A 17682-nucleotide genomic window follows, 5' to 3' on the forward strand; every position below is an offset into this window, starting at 1 on the left:
GCATCGTCATCCAATCGTCACAGGGGTTTGGCCATGAAACTCATGACCGGCAATTCCAACAAGCCGCTTGCGGCCGCCATTGCGGATTATATCGAGATCCCCCTGACCGATGCGAGCGTCCGCCGCTTCGCCGATGAGGAAGTTTTCGTGGAAATTCACGAGAATGTCCGGGGCGAAGATGTGTTCGTCATCCAGTCGACGGCCTATCCGACCAACGACAATCTGATGGAATTGCTGATCATGATCGATGCGCTGAAGCGCGCGTCGGCCAAGCGAATCACGGCGGTCGTCCCTTATTTCGGCTATGCCCGGCAGGACCGGAAGCCCGGGCCCCGCACCCCGATCTCGGCCAAGCTGGTGGCGAACCTCATCACCACGGCTGGCGCGAACCGCGTGCTTTCGGTCGATCTGCATGCGGGGCAGATCCAAGGCTTTTTCGACATTCCGACCGACAATCTGTTCGGCGCGCCGGTCATGTCGGCTGACATCCAGGCGCGTTTTGGCGACCGGAACCTGATGGTCGTGTCGCCGGATGTGGGCGGCGTGGTGCGTGCCCGTGCGCTTGCCAAGCGGCTGGACAACGCGCCGCTCGCCATCGTCGACAAGCGGCGTGAGCGCGCGGGCGAATCGGAAGTGATGAACATCATCGGCGACGTGAAGGGCCGCTTCTGCGTCCTGATCGACGATATCGTCGATTCGGCCGGGACGCTTTGCAACGCAGCCGGAGCGCTGAAGGCTGCGGGCGCGGAAGATGTGGTTGCCTATGTCAGCCATGGCGTGCTGTCGGGCGGCGCGGTTGCCCGCGTCGAGGCTTCCGAGCTCAAGGAGCTGGTGATCACCGATTCGATCCAGGGCACGGACGCTGTGTGCAATGCCAAGAGCATTCGCCACCTGCCGATCGCGCCGCTGTTGGGCGAAGCGATCAAGCGGATCGCGGATGAAAGCTCGGTCTCCAGTCTGTTCGACTGACCGGCGAAGTTGCGCCGCGCGACTTCTATGAAGCGCCCGGCAGCAACAATATGGGCAGGCAGAATAGCAGGATCAGGCCGCCGACGACCCTCTGCGCGCGGGAAATGCCCAGTGGCGCGCCCTGCCAAAGCATCGGGCAGGCAAGCAGCGCCAGCAGCAGGAGCATGTTGGACAGGGCGGCCGATCCCCCAATGGGCGCGTCCTGCCGTAAGGCTAGCGCGCCCAGCAAGGCAGCGAAACTCAACATCCAGCCGATCAGCGCCACAGCCATTCCCTTCCGATACGAACGCATAAACGGCGCGGGTTGCCGAAGCTTAAACGGCGGACCTCCAAGGATCATAGGTGCCGAAGCTCCACAGATTGCCTTCCGGATCGAGCGCTTCATAGCCGCGACCGGGATAGCCCTGATTGTCATGCGGCTCGTTCACCACCACCGCGCCCTGATTGCGGGCATGAAGACAGTGCACATCGGCGTCCGCGACCACGACATAGATGCAGGTCGTGACGCCGCCCAGATCGCGCGGCGTGGTCCAGCTGTAGAGCGACTCCGCCTCACCATCGCGTGCGCTGCCGAGCATCACCATGCCATCGCCCAGGACTAGCTGCGCATGATGGATGATGTGCGGATCGGTCTCATCCTCATGACAGGCGTGCAGTTCAAAGCCGAAGGCGTCTTGCAGGAAGCTTATGGCCGCCGGGGCATCGGCATAGCGCAGGCCGGGGATCACTGGGGAACCGGGCATCTTTTCCCTCCTTCATCGATCGTCAAGCGGGCTGGCTAAGCCTAGCGCAACGGGCGCTTTCCGGCTAGGCGGGAGCGATGACAACCCGCGACGACCTGACCCTTGCCCACCGCCTGGCCGACGCTGCCGCAGCGGCGATCCGGCCTTTCTTCCGCGCGCGATACGACACGGAGTTCAAGTCGGACAAGTCGCCGGTGACAGAGGCCGACCGGGCGGCCGAAGCGGCGATCCGGGCCATATTGGAAAAGGAGCGCCCGCAGGATGGCATTATCGGCGAGGAATATGGCGCAACCCGCGAAGATGCCGAGCGCGTCTGGATCCTCGACCCGATCGACGGCACGCGCAGCTTTATCGCGGGACGGCCGATATTCGGCACGCTGATCGCGCTGACCCAGGCAGGCTGGCCAACCATCGGCATCATCGACCAGCCGATCGCGAAGGAACGTTGGGCAGGCATGATGGGCCAGCCGACGACCTTCAACGGCGCGGCCGTCACCAGCCGCCGCTGCCGCTCATTGGAAGAAGCCATCCTTGCCAGCACCGGTCCGCAATATTTCCCCGGCTGCACCGGCGAGCATTTCTCGCGGCTGGCAGGGCAGTGCCGCGATACGGTGTGGGGTGGGGACTGTTATAATTACGGCCTGATCGCGTCGGGGCATGTCGATATCGTCGTGGAGGCCGGGTTGAAGCTGCACGACATCGCCGCGCTGGTGCCTGTCGTGGAGGGCGCGGGCGGGCGCATGTGCGATTGGGCGGGCGACCCCATCACGGCTGAAAGCGACGGGCGCGTGATCGCCTTGGGTGATGCGGCGAGGCTGGATGATGTGCTGGAAGCGCTGGCGGAGGGGCATCACGATCATTGACGCTCAGGCCGTGAGCCCGGCTACCGCTTCAGCATAGATGCGCCTGCTTTCATCATCGAAGCAGATGAAGAGGATGAGGTCGAGGGCCAAGGGAAAGGCAGTCAGTTCTTCCCGCACCGTCCGGGCCGCGACCTTGGACGCCTCATCTTTCGGATAGCCATAAATGCCTGTGGAAATGGCGGGGAAAGCGATGCTGCGGAGGCTGTTTTCGCGCGCCAGTCCGAGCGACGATTTGTAGCAGTTCGCGAGCAACTCCCCTTCGCTTGCACCCCCGCCCCGCCACACCGGGCCGACAGTATGGATGACATGCGCAGCGGGCAGATTGTAGCCGCGGGTGATCCGTGCCTCCCCTACCGGACAGCCGCCGAGCATGCGGCATTCGGCAAGCAGTTCGGGGCCTGCCGCCCGATGGATCGCGCCATCCACCCCGCCTCCACCAAGTAGAGAGCTGTTGGCGGCGTTGACGATCGCATCCGTCGCACAACGGGTGATGTCGCCAGTCCGGATATCCCAGCGGCACGTGCCGGAGATCATGACGCAGCCCGCACTGTAGGTCGCATTCGCCGCATTGCCCTAGAATATCCCGAGAAACTTCTTCTTCTGCTTCTTTTCCTGCCTGGCACTGGCCTTGCCGGACTCTTCCTTTGACGTGGTGCCCCGGCCGACATCATCTCGTGGCTTGCCGTCCTTCGTGCGCTGGGCAGCGGCCGTCGCGCCCGCCAGGACGGGGCCGCAAGCCGCGCTCCTGGCGTCACCTACATCGACAAAGGCCAACACGGCAGCGAGCGGGCTCGCCGCGATTCCGAGCGCTGCCGCCGCGCCGCCGCGCGCCACCAGTTCAGGACTGATGACGTCGATGCCGGGCTTTGCGAAATAGCCGTTGATGCCGACCGGCGACTGGCCCGAAAACAGGCTGAACTTCTTGCCATCGGCGCGGAAAACAAGATCAAGGCTCTCGTTACGGAAGGAGAAGCCGCCCCGTCCCAGCATGACATTCTTCTTGGTATCGATGATGATCGGATCAGCCGCAGCGATGCCGTTGCGGACAGTGAAGGCGATGAGCCCGCAGTTGATCTGGACAGGCTCCTTCAGCTTCTTTTCAAACATCTTCGTGATGAAGGTGCCCACATCGAGTTCGGCAAGCTGCACATTGCGCGCCCACATGGTGCCGGCAGGCAGGATGACAGCAATCCTGCCATTCGCGGTGCTGAGCGAATCATGCACCGTATCGCCAAGGCCGGTTATCTGCGCCCGTGCCTTGATAATGCCGGTGGTGCCCGATTCCTCGACACCCCAGCGGCCAAGCAGCTTGCCCATGGGCGTGGGCGAGAGGCGGACATCATAGCGGGTGCGGACCGGCTTGCCCCGCGCATTTATCTCTATGTCCGAACTGACATGCCCGGCGGACATGTCGAAGGTGAGCGGCGACAGCGTCAGCAGGCTGCGCTCCAGCGCGAGCGTAAGGCCGATATTGGAGATCGGCACGTTGGGCGCCCGGACCTGACGCACGTCATAGCGGACATTGGCGTCGAAATTGCGCAGCGCCTCTACCCGGAGCGGCGCATCCGGGAGGATGCGGGGTCTGCCGCCGACATTCTCGATCGCGCCACTTGCGCCCTGCGCTTCCAGCTTCTGGGGATTGTAGCCGATGAAGGGTCCTACATCGACTATGTCGAGCGTGCGGGTAGCCAGGTCCGCATTCAGGCGCAGGCGATCGTTGGGCAGCGAAACGGTCATGCGGCCGGAAAGGTCGCTGTCTCCGAACCGGCCCTTAAGATGAGTGAAGCGCCATTCTCCATCCTGCTTCGTAAGCGCGGAGGTGAAGCGATAGGTGCGGGTTTCAGGAATGGCGACGCCGAGGAAATCGAACAGCAGCGCAAGATTGGGACCGCGCGTCACCAGCCGCAGGTCCGCCCCTTCGATCTCGGTCGCACCGGGCAAGGTGCCGCTGATCTCCAATATCGTCGTCCCCGACTGCGCGTAGAGCGCGAGGCTGTTCTTGCCGCCCGTTATCGTCTGGTTGGGCGAAAGCAGCCCACCACGCAAGGTGAAGGGGCGGCTTCGCATCGTGCCGTCGCCGGAGAAGCGAATGTCGCTTGCAAAGCGCGTGTCCTGCGCCTTGACGGTTTCGAAGCGTATGTCGGTCGACAGCTGCATCCGGGGGTCGCGATACCGCAAGGTCGTCCCCGCGAGCAGCGCTCGGCGGATAAGCGGCAGATCGAGCGGCTCTCCCTTCTTGTTCGGATCACCGAAGGTCCATGTATTGCTCTTGCCATCCCGCGACCATTCAAGGTCAGCGGCGGCGTTGCGAAGCTCAAGCCAACGGACGCGATATTTGTCGCCGAAGATAAGGCTGAGCGGTGCGATCCGCGTATCGATAAGATCGGAATAGAAGAAATGCGGGCGGCTCGCCCAAGGCGTGTTGGCGATCGACATCCCCTCGGCGCGGAACTTGATGGTGATGGGCGCGAAATAGAGTTGGAAGTCGCCAGCAACGTTGACCGGACGTTCCAGGCGGCTGGTGAGGAAGCGTTCGAACGGATGTTTGAGGAACCGGCCCTTGGTGATGAACAGGATCAGCCACAGCAGAAATATCAGGCCGATGATGTAGGCGATGATGCGAAGGGGCAGCGGAACCTTGCGCCATTTCTGGCGTGCGGAGGACCAATAATGGCCGATGCCTCCTGCCGCGCCGCCGGGCGCAGGAGCCTCTTTTGCCGGAGTGTCCGGCCGCAAGGGATCGGCATCGGCCATGGCGCAAGAACGCCCGTCCCCGTCTTTGGGTCCGAATCACCTTGCCTTTGAAGGTGCTTCCGACTATGCGCGCCCCTTCGCGATATTTGGAAGGACCGCCCGGCTAACTAGGGCTGCCGTGGCTGTCCGTAATCGTCGCGCTGAAGAAGGAGACGAAAATGCCCAAGCTCAAGACCAAGAGCGGTGTGAAGAAGCGCTTCAAGTTCACCGCTTCCGGCAAGGTCAAGCACGGCGTCGCTGGCAAGCGTCACCGCCTGATCAGCCACAACGCAAAATATATCCGCCAGAACCGCGGCACGTCGGTCATGTCCGACGCCGACGTGGCTCACGTGCGCCTCTGGGCGCCCTACGGCCTGAAGTAAGGAGTAGAGGCACATGGCACGCGTAAAACGTGGTACGACCACCAAGGCGAAGCATAAGAGGATTCTGGATCAGGCGAAGGGCTATTATGGCCGTCGCAAGAATACGATCCGCATCGCCCGCCAGGCTGTCGAAAAGGCCGGCCAGTACGCTTATCGCGACCGCAAGGTCAAGAAGCGGACCTTCCGTGGCTTGTGGATCCAGCGCATCAACGCTGGCGTCCGCGCTGAAGGGCTGACCTATTCGCAGTTCATGCACGGCCTGAAGCTGGCCGGCGTCGATCTGGACCGCAAGGTTCTGGCCGACATCGCGATGCACGAAGGCGAGGCGTTCAGCGCCATCATCGCCCAGGCGAAGGCTGCGCTGCCCGCGGCCTGAGCATAGAACGATCGAAAGATCGTCCAAGGGGCGCCGGGGCAGAAGCTTCCGGCGCCCTTTTTGTTTTTCAGTCCAATCTCCGTTCGCCCTGAGCCTGTAGAAGGGCGCGCGGCTTTGAAAGGCTCAGCCCAAACGAGGGTGAGCAAAGGAGGCTGATCCCATGTCGCTGCATGTCTGGTGGCTCTATGTCACGGCGGTTTTCCTGATCTCGGCCACGCCGGGGCCGAACATGCTGCATGTGATGACGCAGAGCATCGCCCATGGTCCACGCAAGGCGGTGGCCACCATGGCGGGGCTGATGAGCGCGGTGCTGCTGTGCCTCATCGCCTCCGCGCTGGGTCTGGGCGCGCTGCTGAAGGCGTCGCCGCGCCTGTTCGATGTGCTGCGCTATGCGGGCGTGGCCTATCTGATCTGGTTGGGGATCAAGGCATGGCGCGCTCCGGCAACGGGCGGCGGCGATGCTGACGCGGGGCAGGCTCAGCGCGCCAGCAAGCTCTATGGCACGGCGCTGCTGACGGGCCTGTCCAACCCCAAGCTCATCATCTTTGCCGCCGCGCTGTTTCCGCAGTTCATCGACACCACCCGCCCCTTCGCGGTGCAGCTGGCGATACTGGTGGCAAGTTTCGTGGTGATCGAAAGCTTCTGGTACAGCGTCTATGCGCTCGGCGGCATGAAGCTGAAGCGCTGGCTGGAGCCGGCCAACCGGCAGCGGCTGTTCAATCGAGGAACGGGCCTGCTCTTCATTGGATTTGGCGGGGCGCTGCTGGGCGCGCGGGCCTGACCCTTTTCTTGGCGCTCGCGCCCGGCTAAGGCCCGCACAACTTTCGCCTTCGCGGGACTGCTGAAAATCATGAGTGAGATTTCCAATCTGAAAGCCGGCCTGATCGCCGACATCAATGCCGCCGATACGCTCGATGCGCTGGAAGCGCTGCGCGTCGGCGCCATGGGCAAGAATGGGGTGGTGACGGGACTGCTCAAGACATTGGGGCCGATGAGCCCCGAGGAGCGGCTGGAGAAAGGCCCGCCGATCCAGGATCTGCGCGAAAGCGTGACGGCGGCGCTTGCCGACAGGAAGGCGGCGCTGGAGCAGGCGGCGCTCGACGCGAAGCTTGCGGCCGAGAAGATAGACATGACCTTGCCCGCCGGCATCGGCCCGCAGGGATCGGTGCATCCGGTGAGCCAGGTGATGGACGAACTGGCGGAGATTTTCGCGGACCTGGGCTTCTCGGTGGCGACAGGGCCGGAGATCGAGGACGACTGGCATAATTTCACCGCGCTCAACATTCCCGAGACGCATCCGGCGCGGGCGATGCACGACACCTTCTATTTCCCCGACGCCGAGGGCAAGAAGATGCTGCTGCGCACCCATACGTCGCCGGTGCAGATCCGCACGATGATGAGTGGCGAGCCGCCGATCCGCATCATCGCGCCGGGCCGGGTCTATCGATCCGACAGCGACGCGACGCACACGCCCATGTTCCATCAGATCGAGGGGCTGGTGATCGACAAGGGCATCACCCTTGGGCACCTCAAGTGGACGCTGGAGACCTTCCTCAAGGCCTTTTTCGAGCGGGACGACATCGTTCTGCGGCTGCGGCCGAGCTACTTCCCCTTCACCGAGCCTTCGGTCGAAGTGGATGTGGGCTACACGCTGACCAACGGCCAGCGGGTGATCGGCGGCGACGGCGATGCGCCCGGCGGCGGCTGGCTGGAAGTGCTGGGCAGCGGCATGGTAAACCGCCGCGTGATCGAGGCTTGCGGGCTGGATCCGGACGAGTGGCAGGGCTTTGCGTTCGGTACGGGCGTCGACCGACTTGCCATGCTGAAATATGGGATGAACGACTTGCGCGCTTTCTTCGACGGCGATCTGCGCTGGCTGAAACATTATGGCTTTTCGGCGCTGGACGTGCCGACGCTGAGCGGAGGAGTGGGCGCATGAAGTTCACGCTGAGCTGGCTCAAGACGCATCTCGCCACCGATGCCGACCTTCCGACGATCCTGAAAGGGCTGACCAACATCGGCCTGGAGGTCGAAGGCGTGGAGAACCCGGCGGACAAGCTCGCGCCCTTTCGCATCGCCAGGGTGCTGACGGCGGAGCCGCATCCGCAGGCGGACAAGTTGCAGGTGCTGACCGTGGATGCGGGCGATGGCCCCTTGCAGGTCGTGTGCGGCGCGCCCAATGCGCGCGCGGGCCTTGTTGGCGTGTTCGGAACCGAGGGCGCGGTGGTGCCGGTGAATGGCATGGTTTTGAAGAAGACCGCCATTCGCGGGGTCGAGTCCAACGGTATGATGTGTTCGTTCCGGGAGCTGGAACTGGGCGAAGACCATGAAGGAATCATCGAATTAAACGCGGATTCTCCGGTGGGAGAGGTCTATGCCCGGTGGGCGGGGCTCGATGACCCGGTGATTGATGTGAGTATAACACCTAATCGCCAGGACTGCATGGGCGTGCGGGGGATTGCGCGCGATCTGGCGGCAGCGGGCTTGGGCACGCTCAACCCGATCATCGTGCCGACGGTGGAGGGCGTGCGTCCGGGACCGGACGTCCGGGTCGAGGATGAAGATGGCTGCCCGGCCTTCTTCGCGCGCACGGTGCAGGGCGTCACCAACGGCCAGTCGCCCGAATGGATGGCGCGACGGCTGAAAGCCATTGGGCAGAAGCCGATCAGCACGCTGGTCGATATCACCAATTATCTGATGATCGACCTTGGCCGTCCGCTGCATGTCTATGACATGGCGACGCTGAAGGGTCCGCTGACGGCGCGCAAAGGCAAGTCGGGCGAAGAGGTGCTGGCGCTCAACGGCAAGACCTACACGGTTGACGAGACGATGACCGTCATCGCCGACGATGAAGCGGTGCACGACATTGGCGGCATCATGGGCGGCGAGCATTCGGGTGCGACCGACGCCACGACCGACGTACTGATCGAATGCGCCTATTTCACGCCGGAGCGGATTGCGGTCACCGGGCAGAAGCTGGGCCTGACCAGCGACGCACGCGGACGGTTCGAGCGCGGGGTCGATCCGGCCTTCCTGGATGATGGCCTGTCGATCGCGACCGACCTGGTGGTGAAGCTGTGCGGTGGCACGCCGAGCCAGGCGACGCGCGCCGGTGAGCCGCCGGTCGCCAACAAGATCGTCCGCTACGAGCCGTCGCAATGCTTGGCGCTGGCAGGCGTCTATGTGAGGGACGACGAGCAGAAGCGCATCCTCGAAAGCCTGGGCTTTGGCGTGGAGGGGCATGACGCCACGTTCGAATATGAAGACGGAATGCCGGTGACCACGCCCGCCCATTGGAGCGTTTCCGTGCCGAGCTGGCGGCGGGACGTCGATGGCTGGCCCGATCTGGTCGAGGAAGTGGTGCGGATCGTCGGGCTGGATCAGGTGCCCTCCACCCCCCTGCCCCGCGCACCGGGCGTGGCGCGGCCGACGGCGACGGCGGAGCAACTGGTCGAACGGCGGGTACGGCGCACCGCGGCGGCGCGCGACCTGGCCGAGGCGATTAACTGGTCCTTCATCTCGGAGAAGGAAGCCGCATCAGTCGGCGGCGGCGACTGGACGCTCGCCAATCCGATTTCCGAAGATCTGAAGGTGATGCGGCCTTCGCTGCTGCCCGGCCTGCTGTCGGCGACGCGGCGCAACATGGACCGCGGCGCGGCTTCGGTGCGGCTGTTCGAGGTGGGACGGCGCTATTTCGCCGAAAAGGAGCGGGCGACCATCGGCTTCGTGCTGGCGGGCGAGAAGACGCCGCGCGGCTGGCAGACGGGCAAGGCGCAGGCTTTCTCGGCCTTCGATGCCAAGGCGGAAGTATTGGCGCTGCTGGCGGCCGCTGGCGCGCCGGTGGCGAACCTGCAGAGCTTTGGCGAGGCGTCGGGCGCTTACCATCCGGGGCAGTCAGGGACGCTGCGGCTGGGGCCGAAAGTGGTGCTCGCCGAGTTCGGGGTGCTGCATCCTTCGCTGGCTAAGCAATTTGGCCTGACCGGCACTGTGGTCGCGGGCGAGATCTTCCTGGATGCGATCCCGGCCAAGCGGAAGAGCGGCTTCATGCGCGCGCCTTATGCGCCGCCCGCATTGCAGGCGGTAAAGCGCGACTTCGCCTTTGTCGTCGATGAGGCGGTCGAGGCGGACGCTCTGGTGCGTGCGGTCAAAGGCGCGGACAAGAAGGCGATCGTCGATGCACGGTTGTTCGATGTGTTTGTCGGCCCGGGCGTCGATGAGGGGCGCAAGAGCCTGGCCATTGAGGTGACGTTGCAGCCGGGGGAGAAGAGCTTCTCGCAAGACGAGCTGGACGCCATCAGTGCTGCGGTGGTGAAGGCTGCGGAGAAGTTGGGCGGGACGCTGCGGGGGTAATCCAGGCGGTTTGGTTCGATCTCGACGAAACGAACGGGGGTAGGGAGGGGCTGAACCTGCGGTAGTTTCCTTGCCGTCGTCCCGGGCTTGAGCCGGGACCCCGCTTTTCTTCAGCCATGCGAACGAGGAAGCGGGACCTCGGATCAAGTCCGGGGTGACGATCTCGATTGACCCAGTGAACATCATACAGGGGGTGTGCGATGGACGAGTTGATTACGATCGCTTCGGACGGCCTCACCGCCAGCATCAATCCGCTTGGCGCGGAGCTTTGGTCGCTCACCGACGCGCAGGGCCGGGAACTGATGACCGATGCCGATCCGCGTTGGTGGACGGGGCATGCGCCTTTGCTCTTTCCCTTCGTCGGGCGGTCACGAGGCGACAGCTATCGGCTTGGCGGGCAGGACTATCCAATGCCGCAGCATGGATTTGCCCGGCGAATGGCCTTTGCGCAGGTGGAGCATCTGTCCGAATCCGTGACTTTCCGGCTGGAAGCGAATGCAGTGACGCGGGCGGTTTATCCGTTCGATTTCCGGCTGGACATGCAGTTCGCGGTTGCAGGCGCCACCTTGATGATGACGGCCACCGTCATGAACCGGGGCGAGGCGGACATGCCCTTTTCCTTTGGCTATCATCCAGCCTTCGCCTGGCCGCTGCCTTATGGCGGGGCGGCAGACGCGCATGTCGTGGAGTTCGAGAAGGCGGAGCCCGCCCCGATCCGGAAGGTGGGGGATGAGCCCGGACTGATCGCGCGGGAGAGCGTACCGTCGCCGGTCGAGGACAATGTGCTGACGCCCAGCCATGCGATGTTCGAGGGCGATGCGCTGATCTGGGATGAGATGGAGAGCCATAGCCTCCTCTGGGGCGTGCCGGGGCAAACCCGGTTGAAGATCGACTTTCCCGATACGCCTTGGCTGGGGCTGTGGCAGAAGCCCGGCGCGCATTATCTCTGCGTGGAGCCTTGGGCGGGCATGGCGGACCTGGTCGGGTTCGAGGGCGACGTTTGGGAGAAGCAGGGGATCATGCGGTTGCTGCCCGGGGATGAGCGGCGGTTCCGCATGGACGTGACGCTGGTGGACGTGTAACGGCCGCGTCAATGATTCCGTTCGGGCAGTCTGGACGAGTCACGCCCTTCGACAAGCTCAGGGCGAACGGTTGTTTTTGATAGAGCCCCTGACAGGATCATGACCATTCCATCCCGCCGCACCTTCGCGATCATTTCCCACCCTGACGCCGGTAAGACGACGCTGACCGAAAAGCTGCTGCTGGAAGGTGGCGCGATTCACCTGGCCGGTGAGGTCAAGGCGCGCGGGGCGAACCGGCGGGCGCGGTCGGACTGGATGAAGATCGAGCAGCAACGCGGCATTTCCGTGACGTCCTCGGTTATGACGTTCGAGCGTGATGGGATCACGTTCAACCTGCTCGACACGCCGGGGCACGAAGACTTTTCCGAAGACACCTATCGCACGCTGACCGCCGTCGATTCCGCCGTCATGGTGATCGACGCCGCCAAGGGCATCGAGCCACAGACGCGCAAGCTGTTCGAGGTCTGCCGTCTGCGCAACGTGCCGATCATCACCTTCGTCAACAAGGTGGACCGCGAGGGACGTGATACGTTCGCGCTGCTGGACGAGGTAGCCGACGCGCTGGCGCTCGACGTGTGCCCGATGAGCTGGCCGGTCGGCATGGGCGGCGAGTTCGAGGGGATTTACGATTTCGCCAAGAACCGGCTTCGTCAGCCTAGCGGCCCTTCCAAGGAGTTCGAGGGCAAGGAAGTGTTTGTCGAAGGCATCGATGACGATGCGCTGGCCGAGCATGTATCCGCGCGGGGGCTGGAGAAGCTGCGCGAGGAAGCGGAGCTGGCCGTGGGCGGCTACGCCGATTTCGATCTGGCCGCCTATCGGCATGGCGATTTGACGCCGGTCTATTTCGGGTCGGCGCTCAAGCTGTTCGGCGTGACCGAGCTGATCGATGCGCTTGCCGCCCATGCGCCACCGCCGCGCGCCCAGCCGGCCGAGCCCGCGCCGGTGGAGCCGGAAGATAGCGAAGTGACCGGCTTCATCTTCAAGGTGCAGGCCAATATGGACCCGCAGCACCGCGACCGGATCGCGTTCATGCGGTTATGTTCGGGCAAGTTCCGGCGGGGGATGAAGCTGACGCCGAGCGGGTCGGGCAAGCCGATCGCGGTGCATTCGCCGATCCTCTTTTTCGCGCAGGACCGCGAGATTGCGGACGAGGCGTTTCCCGGCGACATCATCGGCATTCCCAATCACGGGACATTGCGAGTGGGTGATACGCTGTCGGAAAAGGCGGGCGTGCGCTTTACCGGCCTGCCGAACTTCGCGCCGGAAATCCTGCGGCGCGTGGCGCTCAAGGACCCGACCAAGACGAAGCAGTTGCGCAAGGCGCTTGACGACCTGTCCGAAGAAGGCGTGATCCAGGTTTTCTACCCGGAGATTGGATCGAACTGGATCGTCGGGGTGGTCGGGCAGTTGCAGCTGGACGTGCTGATTTCGCGGCTGGAGGCGGAGTATAAGGTGGCGGCCGGGCTGGAGGCTTCGCCTTTCGACACGGCGCGCTGGATTTCCGGTGACGATGCGGCGATCAAGGATCTGGTGTCGTTCAACGGGGCCAATATGGCGAAGGACCGGGACGGCAATCTGGTGTTCATGGCCAAGAGCGCGTGGGACATCGGATACCAGCAGGAGCGGCATCCCAAGGTGAAGTTCAGCGCGACCAAGGAGCGTTGAGGCATTGGCGGACGCCGAATGACCGCCATCCTCTACAGCTTCCGGCGATGCCCCTATGCCATGCGGGCGCGGATGGCGCTGATCGCCAGCGGGCAGAAGGTGGTGCTGCGCGAGGTGGCGTTGCGTGACAAACCGGCGGAACTGGTCGCCGCGTCGCCCAAAGGCACGGTGCCGGTGCTGGTCCTGCCGAATGGCCGCGTGATCGACGAGAGTCTGGACATCATGCGCTGGGCGCTATCGCGGCATGATCCCGAAGGCTGGCTTGACGGGGATGATGCAGCCCTGATCGCGCGCAATGACGGGGCGTTCAAGCATCATCTCGACCGATACAAATATGTGAGCCGCTACAGGTCCGATCCGCTGGAACATCGGTGCGCGGCCATGGAAATATTGGCTGGGCTTGAGGCGCGGCTGGAGCGGAGCAATTACCTTACCGGCGAGCAGCGGAGGCTGGCGGATATCGCCATCTTTCCCTTTGTGCGGCAGTTCGCCGCCGTGGAACCGCAATGGTTTATTGCGCAGCCCATTCCGCTGGTGAGAAACTGGCTGGACCTGCTGACGGGATCCCCCTTGTTTGCGCGCGCGATGCTGCGGATCGAGCCGTGGCGGGAAGGGGATGCTGCGGTTCTGCTTTAGCCGCGCCGCAGCAGGAAGACAGCGTGCTCGGCGAACAGGTTCGCGTTCGCATGCGTGGTTTCCTTGTCGCCCTTCAGGAACCACTGGCCATCGATCTTCCAGCCGCGTTCCTTCACCAGCGCACGGAAGTCATCGACCGTGACATGATGAATGTTGAGCGTGTCGTACCAGGTGTCGGGCAGCAGGCGCGTCACCGGCATGCGGCCGCCCCACATCAGCGAGAGCCTTCCGCGCCAATGGGCGAAGTTGGGGAAGGACACGAACGCCTGGCGGCCGATGCGCAGCAGTTCCTCCACCACCAGGTCCGGACGACGGGTGGTCTGGAGCGTCTGGCTTAGAATCGCGTAATCGAAGCTGGCGTCAGGATAATAGGCAAGGTCGGTATCGGCGTCGCCCTGCACCACCGACAGGCCGCGGCCGACAGCGGCGGCGACATTATCGCCGTCGATCTCCAGCCCGCGCGCATCGACCTGCTTGGCGTCGCGGAGCGCGGCCATCAGCGCGCCGTCGCCGCAGCCGACGTCCAGCACCCGCGCGCCCGGCGTGACGGTGCGGGCGATGAGGGCAAGGTCGGGACGCAATCCCTCTTCGCTCATGCGCGGCCGCCCTTCAGGAAGCCGTCGACCACGCGGTTCAGTTCGGGACATTCGAGCAGGAAGGCGTCATGTCCGAAGGGGCTCGACAGTTCGACGAAGCTCGCCTGCGCGCCGCTGGCGTTGAGGGCGTGGACGATGACGCGGGATTCCGCCGTGGGATAGAGCCAGTCGGTATCGAAGCTGACCAGACAGAAGCGCGCTTTGGAGGGCGCGAAGGCGGTGGCGAGGCTGCCGCCATGATCCTCCGCAATGTCATAATAGTCCATCGCCCGGGTGATATAGAGATAGGAGTTGGCGTCGAACCGTTCGACGAAACTCAAGCCCTGGTGGCGCAGGTAGCTTTCCACCTGGAAGTCGGCGTCGAAGCCGAAGGTCTTGGCGTCCCTCCCCTGCAGGCGGCGGCCGAATTTCTCGGTGAGGCCTGCTTCGGAAAGATAGGTGATGTGCGCCGCCATGCGCGCGACGGCAAGACCTGCGCTGGGCACCTGGCCATCGGCATAATAGTCGCCCCCGCGCCAGTTGGGATCGGCCATGATCGCCTGGCGGCCGACTTCGTGGAAAGCGATATTCTGGGCGCTGTGGCGCGCGGTCGAGGCGATGACAATGCAGCTTTCGACGCGGTTGGGGAAGATGGTCGGCCAGCTAAGCGCCTGCATGCCGCCCATTGAGCCACCAATGACGGCAGCAAGGCGGCCTACCCCGAGATGATCGAGCAACAGCGCCTGCGCGCGCACCATGTCGGCGATGGTGAGCACGGGAAAGCGCATGGCGTATGGGGTGTTGCTGGCAGGGTCGATGCTGGCCGGGCCACTGGAGCCCATGCAGCTGCCGATCACATTGGCGCAGACGATGAAATGCCGTGCGGGATCGACGGGCTTCCCCTCCCCCACCATGCGCCACCACCATCCGGGCTTGCCGGTGACTGGATGATCGGACGCGACATATTGGTCGCCGGTCAGCGCATGGCAGATGAGGATGACGTTGGAGCCGTCAGCATTCATCGCGCCGTAGGTTTCATAGGCGATATCAACGGGCGCGAGGACCGCGCCGCTGTCCAGCCGGAGGGGGCCGGCGAGGCGGACCTGGCGGCGGAGGCCGAAACGGCTGTCGTCGGTGGAGGAGGCGCTGGCCATGGTGCAAGCGGGCTAGGACCGTGGAGGGGTGCTGTCAATCGGGTGGGGATCGGCTAGGACCGCTGCATGAGTCAGACCCGCATTCCTATCGTCGTCTATGGACCGCTATCCCCTTATCTGGAGGAGCAGCTGAAGGCCCGCTTCCAGGTGCATGAGGTGGCGGCGGATGCCGATTCGATCGCGCTGGACGGGGCCGTGCGAGGGGCTCGGGCGCTGGTGTCCTTCGGTTCAGTTGGAGCGCCTGCAGCGATCATGGATGCGCTGCCACGGCTGGAACTGATCAGCCTTTTTTCCGTCGGCTATGACAAGGTCGATATCGCGCATGCGCGAAAGAAGGGCATCAAGGTCAGCAACACTCCTGACGTGCTGACCGACGATGTGGCCGATCTGGCGGTAGGGCTGCTCTACGCGGCCGTGCGCAACATCGCCGCCAATGATCGGATGGTGCGATCCGGCAAATGGGCGCTTGGGCAACAAGTGGCGCTGAGCGGGAGCGTCACCGGGCGCCGGATCGGCGTATTGGGACTGGGGCGGATCGGCCGGGCGATCGCGCGGCGGCTGGAGCCGGTGGCGAGCGAGATTATTTATCATAATCGCATGCCCGCCGCAGGCACGCGCTACCGTTATGTGCAGGACCGGATAGCCTTCGCGCGGGAAAGCGAGGTGATCATCGTCGCGACGTCTGGTGGACCGGAAGCGCGCGGGCTGGTCGACGCCGCGATGCTGGATGCGCTCGGCCCGCAAGGCATGCTCATCAATATCAGCCGTGGAAGCGTCGTCGATGAGGATGCGCTGGTGGCGGCGTTGACCGAAGGGCGGATCGGCGGCGCGGGGCTGGACGTGTTCGTGAACGAGCCGCAGGTCCCCGAAGCCCTGTTCGCCATGGACAATGTCGTGCTGCAACCGCACCAGGGAAGCGCTACCGTAAACACGCGCAAGGCGATGGCTGACCTCGTGCTCGCCAATCTGGACGCGTGGGCAGCGGGTAAAGCGCTGGTTACGCCGGTCATATAGCAGCGCTTTGCCTTTGGTGCGGATGACGCTAAAGCGCGCGCATGACCAAACCCGCACCCAAGGAATGGATTCTGGGCATCTCGCCCTATGTGCCCGGCAAGGCAGCGGCCGATGACGGGCGTCCGCTGATCAAGCTGAGCGCGAACGAAAACCCGCTGGGCACCGGCGAGGCGGCGCGCGCCGCCCTCATCGCCGCGACAGCGGACCTTGCCACATATCCCGATCCCGGCGCAGCGAAGATGCGCGAGGCGATCGCGGCGGTACATGGGCTTGATCCCGCGCGGGTGATCTACGGCACGGGATCGGACGAGCTGCTGCACATTGCCGCCAGCGCCTATGCTGGGCCGGGCGACGAGATATTGTACGTCAAATACGGCTTTTCGGTCTACGACATCGCGGCGCGCCGGGTCGGCGCGACGCCAGTCATCGCGCCTGACAAGGATTATGCGACCGACGTGGACGCATTGCTGGCCTGCGTGACGGAGAAGACCAAAGTCGTTTTCCTGGCCAACCCCAACAATCCCACGGGCACGATGACGCCGCGCGAGGAGATCGCCCGGCTGCATGCATCTTTGCGGCCCGATATTCTGTTTGTGCTGGATCAGGCCTATGCCGAATATCTGGACGCGAACGAGGATGATGGCGGGTTGGAGCTGGCCAGGAACGCCAGCAACGTGCTTGTCACGCGCACCTTTTCGAAAATTTACGGGTTGGCGGCTGAACGTATCGGCTGGGGCTATGCCAGCGCCGAGATCATTGATGCGCTGCATCGCATCCGCGCCCCGTTCAACGTGACCACGGCTGGACAATCGGCGGCCATCGCGGCGGTGACGGATCAGGCGTGGGTCGAGGCGAGCCGGGCGCATAATCGGCAGTGGCGTCTGTGGCTGGCCGATGAGATCGCGGGCTTGTCGAACCATGGCCTGCGGGCCGTGCCGAGCAAGGCGAACTTCCTGCTGATCCTCTTCAACGGCAAGCTGACCGCCGAAGCTGCGATGAAGGGTCTTTGGGACGAAGGCTTCGCGACCCGGTGGCTGCCCGGGCAAGGGCTTCCCAACGGCCTTCGCATCACCATCGGCACGGAGGAACAAGTCCGCGCGGTCGCGGCCAAGCTGCGCGCCATGGCGGAAACGGCCTGA

18 protein-coding genes are annotated in these 17682 nt (G+C 64.1%); 12 read left to right on the plus strand and 6 right to left on the minus strand.

Features of this window, described 5'->3' with window-relative positions:
• Positions 1 to 33: 33 nt before the first annotated feature.
• Positions 34 to 969 carry a ribose-phosphate pyrophosphokinase gene (locus NCHOL11_RS12450; protein ID WP_066525693.1) on the plus strand — a complete coding sequence of 312 codons (936 nt, stop codon included), beginning with the start codon at positions 34 to 36 and terminating at the stop codon, positions 967 to 969.
• Positions 970 to 994: 25 nt separating this feature from the next.
• Here the strand turns inward: NCHOL11_RS12450 and NCHOL11_RS12455 are convergent, their stop codons facing one another.
• Together NCHOL11_RS12455 and NCHOL11_RS12460 are read right to left on the minus strand one after the other, a co-directional pair.
• A complete protein-coding gene (locus NCHOL11_RS12455; protein WP_441339480.1) occupies positions 995 to 1261 on the minus strand; it encodes a hypothetical protein in 267 nt (88 codons plus the stop codon).
• A gap of 22 nt (positions 1262 to 1283) precedes the next feature.
• Positions 1284 to 1712 carry a VOC family protein gene (locus NCHOL11_RS12460; RefSeq protein WP_097092573.1) on the minus strand — a complete coding sequence of 143 codons (429 nt, stop codon included), beginning with the start codon at positions 1710 to 1712 and terminating at the stop codon, positions 1284 to 1286.
• A gap of 77 nt (positions 1713 to 1789) precedes the next feature.
• Between NCHOL11_RS12460 and hisN the strand changes: the two genes are divergently transcribed.
• Entirely contained in the window at positions 1790 to 2575 is a 786-nt protein-coding gene (gene hisN / locus NCHOL11_RS12465; RefSeq protein ID WP_097092574.1) for a histidinol-phosphatase, read from the plus strand.
• A gap of 3 nt (positions 2576 to 2578) precedes the next feature.
• On the opposite strand, the gene NCHOL11_RS12470 is transcribed toward hisN, so the two are convergent.
• Together NCHOL11_RS12470 and NCHOL11_RS12475 are read right to left on the minus strand one after the other, a co-directional pair.
• Positions 2579 to 3109, minus strand: coding sequence for an O-acetyl-ADP-ribose deacetylase (locus NCHOL11_RS12470; RefSeq protein WP_097092575.1), 531 nt, complete (start codon positions 3107 to 3109; stop codon positions 2579 to 2581).
• Positions 3110 to 3148: 39 nt separating this feature from the next.
• Positions 3149 to 5329: an AsmA family protein gene (locus tag NCHOL11_RS12475; RefSeq protein ID WP_097092576.1), complete on the minus strand. Its 2181-nt coding sequence runs from the start codon at positions 5327 to 5329 to the stop codon at positions 3149 to 3151.
• 158 nt (positions 5330 to 5487) lie between these two features.
• Between NCHOL11_RS12475 and rpmI the strand changes: the two genes are divergently transcribed.
• From rpmI to NCHOL11_RS12515, 8 genes are all read left to right on the plus strand, one after another.
• The gene (gene rpmI / locus NCHOL11_RS12480) at positions 5488 to 5691 is read left to right on the plus strand and encodes a 50S ribosomal protein L35 (RefSeq protein ID WP_007689506.1); all 204 of its coding nucleotides are present in this window, start codon (positions 5488 to 5490) and stop codon (positions 5689 to 5691) included.
• A 13-nt stretch (positions 5692 to 5704) separates the two neighbouring features.
• Positions 5705 to 6067, plus strand: coding sequence for a 50S ribosomal protein L20 (rplT, locus tag NCHOL11_RS12485; protein ID WP_022682430.1), 363 nt, complete (start codon positions 5705 to 5707; stop codon positions 6065 to 6067).
• A gap of 160 nt (positions 6068 to 6227) precedes the next feature.
• Positions 6228 to 6848, plus strand: a complete 621-nt coding sequence (locus tag NCHOL11_RS12490; RefSeq protein WP_097092577.1) for a LysE family translocator — start codon at positions 6228 to 6230, stop codon at positions 6846 to 6848.
• A gap of 69 nt (positions 6849 to 6917) precedes the next feature.
• Complete coding sequence (gene pheS / locus NCHOL11_RS12495) at positions 6918 to 8006, plus strand: phenylalanine--tRNA ligase subunit alpha (protein WP_097092578.1); 1089 nt, start codon at positions 6918 to 6920, stop codon at positions 8004 to 8006.
• Entirely contained in the window at positions 8003 to 10417 is a 2415-nt protein-coding gene (gene pheT / locus NCHOL11_RS12500; protein WP_097092579.1) for a phenylalanine--tRNA ligase subunit beta, read from the plus strand. The genes pheS and pheT overlap by 4 nt, the downstream gene beginning before the upstream one ends.
• 200 nt (positions 10418 to 10617) lie before the next feature.
• On the plus strand, positions 10618 to 11499 hold the full coding sequence (locus NCHOL11_RS12505) for an aldose 1-epimerase family protein (RefSeq protein ID WP_097092580.1): 882 nt from the start codon (positions 10618 to 10620) through the stop codon (positions 11497 to 11499).
• Between the two features lie 99 nt (positions 11500 to 11598).
• The gene (locus tag NCHOL11_RS12510; RefSeq protein WP_097092581.1) at positions 11599 to 13164 is read left to right on the plus strand and encodes a peptide chain release factor 3; all 1566 of its coding nucleotides are present in this window, start codon (positions 11599 to 11601) and stop codon (positions 13162 to 13164) included.
• An 18-nt stretch (positions 13165 to 13182) separates the two neighbouring features.
• A complete protein-coding gene (locus tag NCHOL11_RS12515) occupies positions 13183 to 13800 on the plus strand; it encodes a glutathione S-transferase (RefSeq protein ID WP_097092582.1) in 618 nt (205 codons plus the stop codon).
• Here the strand turns inward: NCHOL11_RS12515 and metW are convergent.
• Together metW and metX are read right to left on the minus strand one after the other, a co-directional pair.
• Positions 13797 to 14396, minus strand: a complete 600-nt coding sequence (metW, locus tag NCHOL11_RS12520) for a methionine biosynthesis protein MetW (protein WP_097092583.1) — start codon at positions 14394 to 14396, stop codon at positions 13797 to 13799. The genes NCHOL11_RS12515 and metW overlap by 4 nt on opposite strands.
• Positions 14393 to 15529, minus strand: coding sequence for a homoserine O-acetyltransferase MetX (metX, locus tag NCHOL11_RS12525; RefSeq protein WP_097092584.1), 1137 nt, complete (start codon positions 15527 to 15529; stop codon positions 14393 to 14395). The genes metW and metX overlap by 4 nt, the downstream gene beginning before the upstream one ends.
• 66 nt (positions 15530 to 15595) lie before the next feature.
• On the opposite strand from metX, the gene NCHOL11_RS12530 reads away from it, so the two are divergent.
• Together NCHOL11_RS12530 and hisC are read left to right on the plus strand one after the other, a co-directional pair.
• Positions 15596 to 16543 carry a 2-hydroxyacid dehydrogenase gene (locus NCHOL11_RS12530; protein ID WP_097092585.1) on the plus strand — a complete coding sequence of 316 codons (948 nt, stop codon included), beginning with the start codon at positions 15596 to 15598 and terminating at the stop codon, positions 16541 to 16543.
• Between the two features lie 41 nt (positions 16544 to 16584).
• On the plus strand, positions 16585 to 17682 hold the full coding sequence (gene hisC / locus NCHOL11_RS12535; protein WP_097092586.1) for a histidinol-phosphate transaminase: 1098 nt from the start codon (positions 16585 to 16587) through the stop codon (positions 17680 to 17682).

Source organism: Novosphingobium sp. Chol11 (assembly GCF_900218065.1).
GTDB classification, from domain to species: Bacteria; Pseudomonadota; Alphaproteobacteria; order Sphingomonadales; family Sphingomonadaceae; genus Sphingobium; species Sphingobium agri.

Excerpts from the sequence above, each read along its gene's own strand:
- NCHOL11_RS12450 (WP_066525693.1), top strand. The coding sequence starts at position 34 with ATGAAACTCATGACCGGCAATTCCAACAAGCCGCTTGCGGCCGCCATT.
- NCHOL11_RS12455 (WP_441339480.1), bottom strand. The coding sequence starts at position 1,261 with ATGCGTTCGTATCGGAAGGGAATGGCTGTGGCGCTGATCGGCTGGATG.
- NCHOL11_RS12460 (WP_097092573.1), bottom strand. The coding sequence starts at position 1,712 with ATGCCCGGTTCCCCAGTGATCCCCGGCCTGCGCTATGCCGATGCCCCG.
- hisN (WP_097092574.1), top strand. The coding sequence starts at position 1,790 with ATGACAACCCGCGACGACCTGACCCTTGCCCACCGCCTGGCCGACGCT.
- NCHOL11_RS12470 (WP_097092575.1), bottom strand. The coding sequence starts at position 3,109 with ATGATCTCCGGCACGTGCCGCTGGGATATCCGGACTGGCGACATCACC.
- NCHOL11_RS12475 (WP_097092576.1), bottom strand. The coding sequence starts at position 5,329 with ATGGCCGATGCCGATCCCTTGCGGCCGGACACTCCGGCAAAAGAGGCT.
- rpmI (WP_007689506.1), top strand. The coding sequence starts at position 5,488 with ATGCCCAAGCTCAAGACCAAGAGCGGTGTGAAGAAGCGCTTCAAGTTC.
- rplT (WP_022682430.1), top strand. The coding sequence starts at position 5,705 with ATGGCACGCGTAAAACGTGGTACGACCACCAAGGCGAAGCATAAGAGG.
- NCHOL11_RS12490 (WP_097092577.1), top strand. The coding sequence starts at position 6,228 with ATGTCGCTGCATGTCTGGTGGCTCTATGTCACGGCGGTTTTCCTGATC.
- pheS (WP_097092578.1), top strand. The coding sequence starts at position 6,918 with ATGAGTGAGATTTCCAATCTGAAAGCCGGCCTGATCGCCGACATCAAT.
- pheT (WP_097092579.1), top strand. The coding sequence starts at position 8,003 with ATGAAGTTCACGCTGAGCTGGCTCAAGACGCATCTCGCCACCGATGCC.
- NCHOL11_RS12505 (WP_097092580.1), top strand. The coding sequence starts at position 10,618 with ATGGACGAGTTGATTACGATCGCTTCGGACGGCCTCACCGCCAGCATC.
- NCHOL11_RS12510 (WP_097092581.1), top strand. The coding sequence starts at position 11,599 with ATGACCATTCCATCCCGCCGCACCTTCGCGATCATTTCCCACCCTGAC.
- NCHOL11_RS12515 (WP_097092582.1), top strand. The coding sequence starts at position 13,183 with ATGACCGCCATCCTCTACAGCTTCCGGCGATGCCCCTATGCCATGCGG.
- metW (WP_097092583.1), bottom strand. The coding sequence starts at position 14,396 with ATGAGCGAAGAGGGATTGCGTCCCGACCTTGCCCTCATCGCCCGCACC.
- metX (WP_097092584.1), bottom strand. The coding sequence starts at position 15,529 with ATGGCCAGCGCCTCCTCCACCGACGACAGCCGTTTCGGCCTCCGCCGC.
- NCHOL11_RS12530 (WP_097092585.1), top strand. The coding sequence starts at position 15,596 with ATGAGTCAGACCCGCATTCCTATCGTCGTCTATGGACCGCTATCCCCT.
- hisC (WP_097092586.1), top strand. The coding sequence starts at position 16,585 with ATGACCAAACCCGCACCCAAGGAATGGATTCTGGGCATCTCGCCCTAT.